Genomic DNA, 9840 nt, shown 5'->3' on the forward strand with positions numbered 1-9840 from the left:
TGACCTGGACTGTTTCCCAATCGATATCTGTAAATCCATTTTCTATTGAAACAGCATTTACCCCCATAAAGCAAATATCACACTTCATATTGGAAATATCATTAATAACACTTGCTCCGGTGTGTATATTTGCATTTTTATTTAATTTACCGCCAATAGTATATACATTGATATTCTCAAAATTAGATAAGGTAATGGCGACTTGGGGACTGACGGTGAATATGGTGAGATTTATTTTTTTAGGTAGTTGACTGGCCAATTCCAGAATAGTAGTTCCTCCTTCAAAAAGCAATGTCATATTGTTTTGTATTAAAGAAAGGGCTTTCGATGCAATTTTTTTCTTTTCCTCATGAGCATAAATATTATTATCAGCAATAAAGGGCCTTACCAGAGATTTGCTGATCGCGCCTCCATGGACCTTTATGATCCTGTCTTCCTCTGCCAACTCTTTTAAATCTCTCCTGATAGTGTCTTCGGAGACATTCAACATGGCACTTAGATCTACAGACAATACTTTATTATGAAGATTAATCTCTTTCATAATAATTTTATGACGCTCTTCCTTTAACATGTCAATAATCAAATTGAGAAAAATACTATCAATTGCAAAGTTATGACTTTTTCTTAAAAAATAAAAAATAAAAAAGGTAGCCGGGAATTTCCCGACTACCTGTAAAATACTGTTTTTATGGGCCGTATCGAGAGGGGCCTGATCCCCCGACTCATGATGAAGTATCTTAACTTTCACTGATAGTACTCTTCATCGGTTACTTCTTCCAACCAAACGGTTTCGCCATTTTCCCTGCCGGTAATGGCTACCTGTACAAATTCAGTATCGGCGCTCGCGCCATGCCAATGGGGAATATCGGCAGGGCATTTTACCACTTCACCCTTTTTCACGATAACCTTCGGACTTCCTTTTTCCTGATAATACCCAACACCATCCAATGCCAATATAATCTGTCCTGCCGGATGGATATGCCATCTGGTTCTTGCACCCGGTTCAAAGGTTACACAACCTACTGAATTTTGATTTACGCTATCCGCATATATCAAATTATTCAGCCATGCCGTACCGGTAAAATTATCATTGGTAATCTTTTCGCCTTTTTCAAAGATTGCTTCCTGTGATTCCGATTGTGTATCCTGTTCCGATTGGCTTTGTTGCTGACAAGAAAAAGCCATGATTCCGAAAAGAAATAGTACCCATAAGTTTTTAATATTCATCGTTTTAAGTTTTAAAGGTTTGTTTGATAAAAATTCGCCAACTTACTCAAGGCCTGCGATACATATTCGGGTTTCCAATAGGTTTCTATATGGGTCGCTCCGTTAAGGAGAAATAATTCCTTATTTTTTGCATTGATTGCTTTATTGAAAGCGTCGTCCGTCATATAATAAGTATCGGCTTTGCTTCCCGCGATCATCAATAAGGGTTGGGTAATTAAATCCATATTAGTGGCGGCATCCCAGGTCATTAAATCGAGCAGGCTGCTCATTGTGTATTTAAAAGTTGAATTGGGGTGTGCATGGGTTCTGTAATAATACACATATCCTTCCCGATATAAATCGGTTGGGATCTCGGCAATCTCCTCGTCTGTCGGGTTTCCCTCGCCTGCATACAACACTTCACCTGTTGTAACCTCCAATACCCTTGCATCCGTCGCTTGTTTTAACCTTTCCTGTATCGTTGAAAATTGAGAGTTCATAAAACCGTTCCGCCTTACTACTCCCGAATTGAACATACTCAATGTAGCCACTGCTTTAAACCGTTTGTCCGATTGAGCTGCCTTTAAGGAATAACCTCCACCGCCACAAATACCGAGTAAGCCAGTTCTTTCCGTATCAACGCCGGCATATTGAGAGAGAAAGTCGGCCATTGCATGTACATCCTCAATACGGTTTGCCGGTTTGTCCACGTTACGCGGCTCTCCGCCACTACCGCCCTGATAGGCTGCATCTGCTGCAATGGTGATATATCCCTGCTCCGCTAACCGTTGGGCATACAACCCTGCTACCTGTTCTTTCACACCTCCGTTGGGATGCGCAATGACGATGGACGGATATTTCCGGGAAGCATTGTAATTTGGTGGTGTGTAAACATTGGCAGCTATTGCAATGTCCTTGATTTTATAAGTGACGGGATGAATGTTTACCTTACCTTGTATGTTTTCTGTAATTGCTCCGTCATAGACAAGTGTAAAGGGGTTTTGTTCCGCCTTTTGATAGTATTGGGCATTTGCCGTATTGATTGCTGTTATTGTCATTGCTAATGCGATTATTGCTGTTATTTTTTTCATTTCGTTATATTTTAATTTTTGATACATACTATTTCTTTTATGGTTTATCCAATCCTTTCTCTTTTAACCATTTGGATAGCTGGTCGGCTATTTCGATATCATTCAGGTCTGAAAAGGGGAAATGTGTATTGCCTTTTATGCCTATCTCTGGCAAGTGCACCACCGTTGCGTCGCCCCCGTGTTTATTGATGGTAGCCGCCCAAATCCTGGCCATTTCCAGTCCCGAACGCCAATGGTCTTTGTTCCATACAGAGGTTGGTTCTTCAGCAATGTTATCGCCGTAGTAAATGATGATGGGGATTTTCGTCAGCTTATTGAAGTCCGATGCGGAAATTTCCACGCCTGTCAGTTCACCGAAAAGACCGGATGATTGTATCGGTGGGGGCAATTCCCCTTGGGGAAACACAAAACCGCTGTATGGTTCATAAGCCACCACCGCTTTGACCTTATCGTTTTTGATTGCCGTAAACCAACCGGGCCCACCTCCCTGCGAGTGGGTCACCAAAACAGCTTCGCCCACCTTATCGAATAACCGCGACATTGCGTCCGAGATAATATCAGCATCAAAACTGCCCGTATTGATTATACTTTTTTCAGCTACAATACCAACAAAGCACTCCATTTATCGGCAAAGGAGCGTCATCTTGTGTTGGATTTATTTTCTAAAATAGAAGAGGAATTAGAACATTCAGTCGATAAGCATAGCAAGACGCTGATTGCTTCCAATATTGAACTTTTCCTCAATTATTGTAAGCGATTTTATGATCGTCAATTCATAACCCGTGAGGATATCAATAAAGGTGTTTTGGAGAAATTTGAAGATTTATTGAACGGTTATTTTTCATCTGACAGGCCTATAGAAATAGGATTGCCGTCTGTTGCCTACTGCGCAGAAGAACTACATTTGTCGGCTAATTATTTTGGTGATTTAATTAAGAAGGAAACCGGAAAATCGGCACAGGAATACATTCAAAACAAGATCATTGATGTTGCCAAGAATAAGATTCTCGAGAGTGATAAATCCATTAATGAAATTGCGTATGAATTGGGGTTTAAATACCCGCAACATTTCAGTCGTACGTTTAAAAAATTAGTAGGTATTTCTCCAAGTGATTATAGATCGGTGAATTGATTTTCTTCCCGCTCAAAAAGGCACCGAAGAATTTTCGATTTCTAAGATTAGCAAAACTGAAAATATTCCGGTGGTCTAATCCATGGAAAACAATGTGCAAGTGCTTTTGTTTTCCCATTATTTTCCCACTAATAAAAAACAGTTACAGATTTTACGCTGTAACTGTTTATTATTCAATTTGTAGCGAGAGGGGGGCATGATCCCCCGACCTCATGATTATGAATCATGCGCTCTAACCAACTGAGCTATCTCGCCCACAAGAAATGAGATTTATCCTGTCGGATTCGAGGTGCAAAAGTAGTATAACTTTTTGAATTTTGCAACAGCAAAACCGAAAAACATACAGAGAAACTAAAAAAACGGCAAAAGCCATCTAACGGAGGGATGGCGCCGCTGTTGTTGATGAAATGGGATGAAACTTTCGGGTTGCAGCGGTTGGGGAAAGTGCTGCCATTGTTATTTGAAATGAGGGTTGCACTCGCGTAAATATAGTAAATATCGGTTTAAAGTTGTAATTTTGCGCAGGAAACGAATATTTTATACGATTATTTTACTTTTATATTCCGGTATATGGAACCTTTCAGAGCCAACCCTTTTAGAATCACGAGCTAAGACAAATTTGTCAGCGAGGAGATTAGAATCAAAATTCAGCCATTGAAATGCCTTGGCTCTTTGTTCTTTACTCTTGATTAATAAGTGGGTTTCAAACCGGTTTTCAGACAGATAACAGCGATCTATATGATCTATCCCGATAATTTTGAACAAAAAATAGAATTTCAGAAAGTACGCCAACTCCTTTCGGAGCGATGCCTGAGTCCTCTTGGAAAGGAAAAAGTAGAGCAGATGTATTTCTTGACTTCTTATGATGAGATAGAATCCCTTCTCTTCCAAACCGAAGAGTTTGTCCGCATCAGGGAGGAAGAGGATTCATTCCCTGCCGATCATTTTTACGATATGCGTCCCGTGCTGAAACGGATCCGGGTGGAAGGGGCATGGATAGACCAGAACGCGCTGTTTGAATTGCGCCGTTCCTTACAGACCATCAATGGGATCGTAGCGTTTTTGCGGCGTGACGAAGAGAAAACACCCAGATATCCGTATCTGCTTGCATTGACGGGCAGCGTGGTGACCTTTCCCGAGATCACCAAAAAGATAGACGGGATCCTGGATGGTTTCGGACAGATAAAAGACCATGCATCATCCCGCCTGTCGGAGATACGACGCGAACTCACCTCTACCGTGAGTGGCATCTCCAGAAGTCTGAACGCTATCCTGCGAAAGGCACAGGCTGAGGGGTATGTGGATAAGGATGTGGCGCCGAGTATGCGTGACGGACGACTGGTGATCCCCGTGAACCCATCCCACAAACGGAAGATCAAAGGGATTGTACACGACGAATCGGCTTCGGGCAAAACGGTCTTTATCGAGCCCTCGGAGGTGGTGGAAGCCAATAATCGCATCCGTGAGTTGGAAGCGGATGAACGGCGGGAGATCATCAGGATATTGACCGACTTTAGCAATTATCTGCGTCCTTTCCTGCCTGATTTGCTGGAGTCGTATGAGTTCCTCGCGAAAATCGATTTCATTCAGGCAAAAGCATCTCTCGCGGCGTTGATAGGGGGCATCAAACCTTCTATCGACCACAGGCAGCAGATCGATTGGGTGGAGGCGGTGCATCCGCTGCTTTACCTTTCCTTAAAAAAGCAGAACAGGAAGATCGTTCCGCTCGATATCACATTGGAAGGAGAAAACAGGATACTGGTGATCTCCGGCCCCAATGCCGGCGGTAAATCAGTCTGTCTGAAAACGGTGGGGCTGTTACAATATATGGTGCAGTGCGGGTTGCTGATCCCGTTGAAAGAGAATTCAAGGGTCGGAGTGTTCCATGATATTTTTATCGATATTGGCGATGAGCAATCCATTGAGAACGATCTTTCGACCTACAGCTCTCATCTGCTGAACATGAAATTCTTCGAGAAGTACTGCAACGGGAAATCGTTGCTACTTATAGATGAGTTCGGGAGTGGTACCGAACCCCGGATAGGGGCCGCCATTGCCGAAGCGCTACTGGACAGGTTCAACCGTCAACAATCGTTCGGCGTAATCACCACTCACTATCAGAACCTGAAACATTTTGCCAACGAGAACAAGGGAGTGGTAAATGGCGCCATGCTCTACGACCGCCATGAGATGCAACCGCTCTTTCGCCTCTCTATCGGTAATCCCGGAAGCTCGTTCGCCGTGGAGATCGCCCGCAAGACAGGTCTTCCGGAAGAGGTAATTGCCCGGGCATCCGAGATCGTAGGCGAAGATTACATCAACATGGACAAATACCTGCAGGACATATCACGCGACAGGCGATACTGGGAACGGAAACGGGAGGAGATACGCCGTGAGAGGAAGCGGCTGGAAGAGATCACTTCGAAATATGAGGCCGATCTGGAGGTCATTAACAAGCAGAAGAAAGAGATTCTGGCGCAGGCGCGTGAGCAGGCGGAACGGTTGCTCACGGAAAGCAATGCCCGCATTGAAAATACGATCCGTGAGATCAGAGAGGCGGGGGCCGATAAAGAAAAAACCAAACAGATACGGCAATCGCTCCGGGAGTTCAAAGAGAAGATAGAACCGGCGGGTAGTCCGGAGACGAAGAGGCAAAAAAAGCAGAAACAGAAGCCTGCCGTTAGCAGTGATACAGGTTTGAAACAGACAAAACCCCTTGCGGCCGGTGATACCGTACGCTTGATAGGACAAAGTTCACCGGGTGAGATCATAGAAATTTCCGGAAAGAAAGCGATCATTGTCTTCGGAATGATCAAGTCTACGGTCGATCTCGACAAATTGGAGCGTGTAAGCAGTAATCAAATAAAAAAAGAACAAAAATCATCCAACACACGTGATCTGTTGCATGAGCGGAAACTCAGTTTTAAACAGGATATCGATGTGCGGGGTATGCGGGGCGACGAAGCGTTGCAGGCAGTGATGTACTTTGTGGATGATGCCATTCAGTTGGGAATGTCCAGGGTACGTATCCTTCACGGTACAGGTACAGGTGCATTGCGGCAGATCATCAGGGAATATCTGGGCACTGTGAATGGTGTGGCCCGTTTTCAGGATGAACATGTGCAGTTCGGAGGGACCGGTATCACGGTGGTTGATCTGGAGTAAAAAACATATTTCGCCGGTTCAATATTCAAATTTTTTTTTATCTTTGTCGATAATATTAAATTTACTCTAATTTTTTTACAATTAAATCCTTACGAATGGTAAAATTCTCCAAACCCTTTTGGGTAGCCAACTTCGTAGAACTCCTCGAACGTCTGGCCTACTATGCGGTATTTATCGTCATCACACTTTATCTGTCCAATGTCTGGGGCTTTTCCGATATTGAGGCCGGTGTCATAGCCGGTCTGTTTTCGGCGATGCTCTACTTGCTGCCGGTGTTTGCAGGCGCCATTTCCGATAAGATCGGATTCCGGTCGGCCATCATTCTCGCTTTTGCGTTGCTGACAGTAGGATACGCCGGGCTGGGGATCCTGCCGACGATGCTCGAGAATGCCGGACTGGTGGACTATGAGATGACCACCACCTATACGGGATTGAGAGAGAGTTATCTGAGGTGGTCGATTATCGCTCCCCTGATATTGGTCGTTATTGGTGGATCGTTCATTAAATCAGTGATATCAGGTACGGTGGCGCGCGAAACTACGCCGGAAAACCGGGCACGCGGCTACTCCCTCTTCTATATGATGGTGAATATCGGCGCCTTCACCGGGAAGACGGTGGTCGACCCCTTGCGAAGGAGCATGGGAGACCAGGGATTGGTTTATCTGAATTATTTTTCGGCAGCCATGACCCTCCTTGCATTGATTGCCGTTTACTTCTTTTATAAGTCGGCCAGCACTGAGGGAAAAGGAAAAAGTTTCACCGAGTTGGGGCGGTCATTGGTTAAAGTGATGCTCAACGGCCGTTTGATGTTGCTGATCTTCATAGTAAGCGGGTTTTGGGTCATACAGAGCCAGATGTACGCCACCATGCCTAAATATGTGATCCGGCTGATTGGGGAGGCGGCATCGCCCGGATGGTATGCCAACGTGAATCCCTTGGTAGTCTTCGTATGTGTCAATTTCATCACTTCACTCATGAAGAAACGGAGCGCCATCGCTTCTATGATGGCAGGAATGTTTATCATCCCGCTTTCCGCCCTGGTGATGTCGCTGGGCACGCAGGTGGGAGGGGCACATATCCTGGGTATGCATCCTGTGGCGTTCATGATGATCGTCGGTATCGGTATGCAGGCATTGGCCGAATGTTTTATTTCACCCCGTTATCTGGAGTATTTCTCCCTTCAGGCGCCCAAAGGAGAAGAAGGACTTTATCTGGGATTCAGTCACCTGCATTCTTTCTTCTCGTTTCTGTTCGCTTTCGGCTTGTCCGGTTTTTTGCTGGATAAGTATTGTCCCGATCCGCGATTGTTCACCAGTGAGGCCGGGGTGCTGGATTCCGTTGCTTACGCCGCAGCCACACAAAACGCGCATTACATCTGGTATGTCTTTGTAGGTATCGGGGCTATCTCAGCGGTAGCGCTCTTTTTTTACGGACGTATTACACGTAAAATAGACATGAAAAGAGAGCAGTCAAATGCTGGAATTTAAAAAATGAATGATATTCTGTAACTGAAACTTCTCCCTGATGGGGTATTATAATATAATATGGTATACAATTGTCTTTTTTAAAATTGCAAAAGAGGTATGAGATTAGATCTGAGTTCACACATTACTTTCGAACGGGTTCCTAAAAGGTATTACAGGCCGGAAAACGACTTCGAGGAATACAACCTGTCGCGTTTCGAGAAACTGCCGGTCGCTATCTATGAAGAATCGGGAAAAGCGGCAAAAAAGGTTGCAAGGGATATTGTCAATGAGATGAAACAAAAACAGCAGGAAGGAAAACCCTTTGTGCTGGGAATCAGCGGGGGGGCTTCTCCCATACCGGTTTATGAAGAACTGGTGAGGTTGCACCGGGAGGAGGGCGCCAGTTTCAGAAATATGGTCGCTTTTAACACATATGAGTTTTATCCGGTACTCGATTTTACTTACAGCAATTTGCAGATGCTGAAGGAAATCTTTCTGGATCAGATCGATATTGACCAGGAAAATATCTGTTCTCCGGATGCGACCATTGAGAAAGATCTGATCGCCGAAAACTGCGAGGCGTTTGAGGAGAACTTGAAGAAAATGGGAGGGCTCGATTATCTGTTGCTGGGGTTAGGCAGCAAGGGGAATGTGGGATTCAACATGCCCGGCAGCAGCCTGCATTCGCAAACCCGTCTGGTAATGCTCGACGGCGATTCCAGAAAAGATATCGCCCGCAACTTCGGATCGCTTGATAAAGTGCCGGTGAGCGCTATCACTATGGGGTTGTCCGACATGATGAAAGCAAAAAAGATCTCACTGGTAGCCTGGAGTGAGCAGAAAGCCGAAAGTGTCAAGCATATTGTGGAAGGACCGGTAACCGATCTGGTACCCGGTTCTATGCTGCAGACACACCCTGAAGCCAAAATTTTTGTGGATCTGGCAGCTGCCTCCGAGCTGACGCGTATCAGCCGTCCCTGGCTGGTGACCAATTGTGAATGGACCAGTAAATTGATCCGCCGGGCTATTGTCTGGCTCTGCAGGGTGGTGGACAAACCTATCCTGAAGCTGACAAATAAAGATTACAGCGATAACGGGCTGAGCGAACTGCTCACTCTTTATGGATCGGCCTACAACGTGAATATCAAGATATTCAATGATCTGCAACATACAATCAGCGGCTGGCCCGGGGGGAAACCCGATGCCGATGACACCTACCGCCCCGAAAGGGCAAAACCCTATCCCAAAAAAGTGATTATTTTCAGTCCGCACCCCGATGACGACGTCATCTCCATGGGAGGTACATTCCAAAGGTTAGTCAATCAGGGGCATGAGGTGCATGTGGCTTACCAGACCTCCGGAAATATCGCGGTGGGCGACGAGGAGGTGATCCGTTATATTTCCGTCCTGAACAGCATGCGTAAAAAATTCAATTCTGAAAACAAGGGATTGCTTGAGAAATATGAAAGTATCCGTCAATATCTTTTATATGAAAAGACGAAAGAAGATACGGATACCCCCGATATCCTTTTTATCAAAGGGAGGATCCGCCGCGAAGAAGCCCGTTCGGCCGACAGGTATGTAGGTCTTCCGGAAGAGAATGTGCACTTCCTCGATCTTCCTTTTTATGAAACCGGTAAAATTAAAAAGAATCCCATATCCGAAAAGGATGTCACCATCGTAAAAGATTTTATCGAGACCATTAAACCGCATCAGATCTATGTGGCGGGCGACCTGGCCGATCCGCACGGAACGCACAAGGTATGCCTCGACGCTATTC

General features: G+C 45.1%; 7 protein-coding genes, 1 tRNA gene and 1 pseudogene. 4 read left to right on the forward strand and 5 right to left on the reverse strand.

Annotation, left to right across the window (positions count from 1 at the left end; translation table 11 throughout):
* The 4 genes from Q0502_RS00900 to Q0502_RS00915 form a co-directional block, all read right to left on the reverse strand.
* Positions 1-748, reverse strand: a 748-nt coding sequence (locus Q0502_RS00900; RefSeq protein WP_298646054.1) for a DeoR/GlpR family DNA-binding transcription regulator, incomplete at its 3' end; no start/stop codon positions are given.
* The gene (locus Q0502_RS00905; protein ID WP_298646056.1) at positions 745-1227 is read right to left on the reverse strand and encodes a cupin domain-containing protein; all 483 of its coding nucleotides are present in this window, start codon (positions 1225-1227) and stop codon (positions 745-747) included. The genes Q0502_RS00905 and Q0502_RS00900, both read right to left, overlap by 4 nt.
* A gap of 11 nt (positions 1228-1238) precedes the next feature.
* Positions 1239-2297, reverse strand: coding sequence for an alpha/beta hydrolase (locus tag Q0502_RS00910; protein ID WP_298646059.1), 1059 nt, complete (start codon positions 2295-2297; stop codon positions 1239-1241).
* Positions 2298-2334: 37 nt separating this feature from the next.
* Positions 2335-2919, reverse strand: a complete 585-nt coding sequence (locus tag Q0502_RS00915) for a hypothetical protein (protein ID WP_298646062.1) — start codon at positions 2917-2919, stop codon at positions 2335-2337.
* Here Q0502_RS00915 and Q0502_RS00920 point away from each other — a divergent pair.
* A pseudogene (locus Q0502_RS00920) lies at positions 2878-3429 on the forward strand (helix-turn-helix domain-containing protein); the annotation flags it as partial. The gene Q0502_RS00915 and the pseudogene Q0502_RS00920 sit on opposite strands and share 42 nt — an antisense overlap.
* A gap of 181 nt (positions 3430-3610) precedes the next feature.
* On the opposite strand, the gene Q0502_RS00925 reads toward Q0502_RS00920, so the two are convergent.
* Positions 3611-3684, reverse strand: a tRNA-Met gene (locus tag Q0502_RS00925).
* 483 nt (positions 3685-4167) lie between these two features.
* On the opposite strand from Q0502_RS00925, the gene Q0502_RS00930 reads away from it, so the two are divergent.
* The 3 genes from Q0502_RS00930 to Q0502_RS00940 all read left to right on the forward strand — a co-directional run.
* Positions 4168-6594: an endonuclease MutS2 gene (locus Q0502_RS00930; protein WP_298646065.1), complete on the forward strand. Its 2427-nt coding sequence runs from the start codon at positions 4168-4170 to the stop codon at positions 6592-6594.
* A 95-nt stretch (positions 6595-6689) separates the two neighbouring features.
* A complete protein-coding gene (locus Q0502_RS00935; RefSeq protein WP_298646068.1) occupies positions 6690-8081 on the forward strand; it encodes an MFS transporter in 1392 nt (463 codons plus the stop codon).
* A 96-nt stretch (positions 8082-8177) separates the two neighbouring features.
* Positions 8178-9840 (forward strand): 6-phosphogluconolactonase (locus Q0502_RS00940; RefSeq protein WP_298646071.1); only part of this gene is annotated, 1663 nt, incomplete at its 3' end.

The organism is uncultured Proteiniphilum sp. (genome assembly GCF_937873925.1).
In the GTDB taxonomy this organism is placed as follows: Bacteria; Bacteroidota; Bacteroidia; order Bacteroidales; family Dysgonomonadaceae; genus Proteiniphilum.

Coding starts and splice junctions, on each gene's coding strand:
- Q0502_RS00935 (WP_298646068.1), top strand. CDS start 6,690: ATGGTAAAATTCTCCAAACCCTTTTGGGTAGCCAACTTCGTAGAACTC.
- Q0502_RS00930 (WP_298646065.1), top strand. CDS start 4,168: ATGATCTATCCCGATAATTTTGAACAAAAAATAGAATTTCAGAAAGTA.
- Q0502_RS00905 (WP_298646056.1), bottom strand. CDS start 1,227: ATGAATATTAAAAACTTATGGGTACTATTTCTTTTCGGAATCATGGCT.
- Q0502_RS00915 (WP_298646062.1), bottom strand. CDS start 2,919: ATGGAGTGCTTTGTTGGTATTGTAGCTGAAAAAAGTATAATCAATACG.
- Q0502_RS00910 (WP_298646059.1), bottom strand. CDS start 2,297: ATGAAAAAAATAACAGCAATAATCGCATTAGCAATGACAATAACAGCA.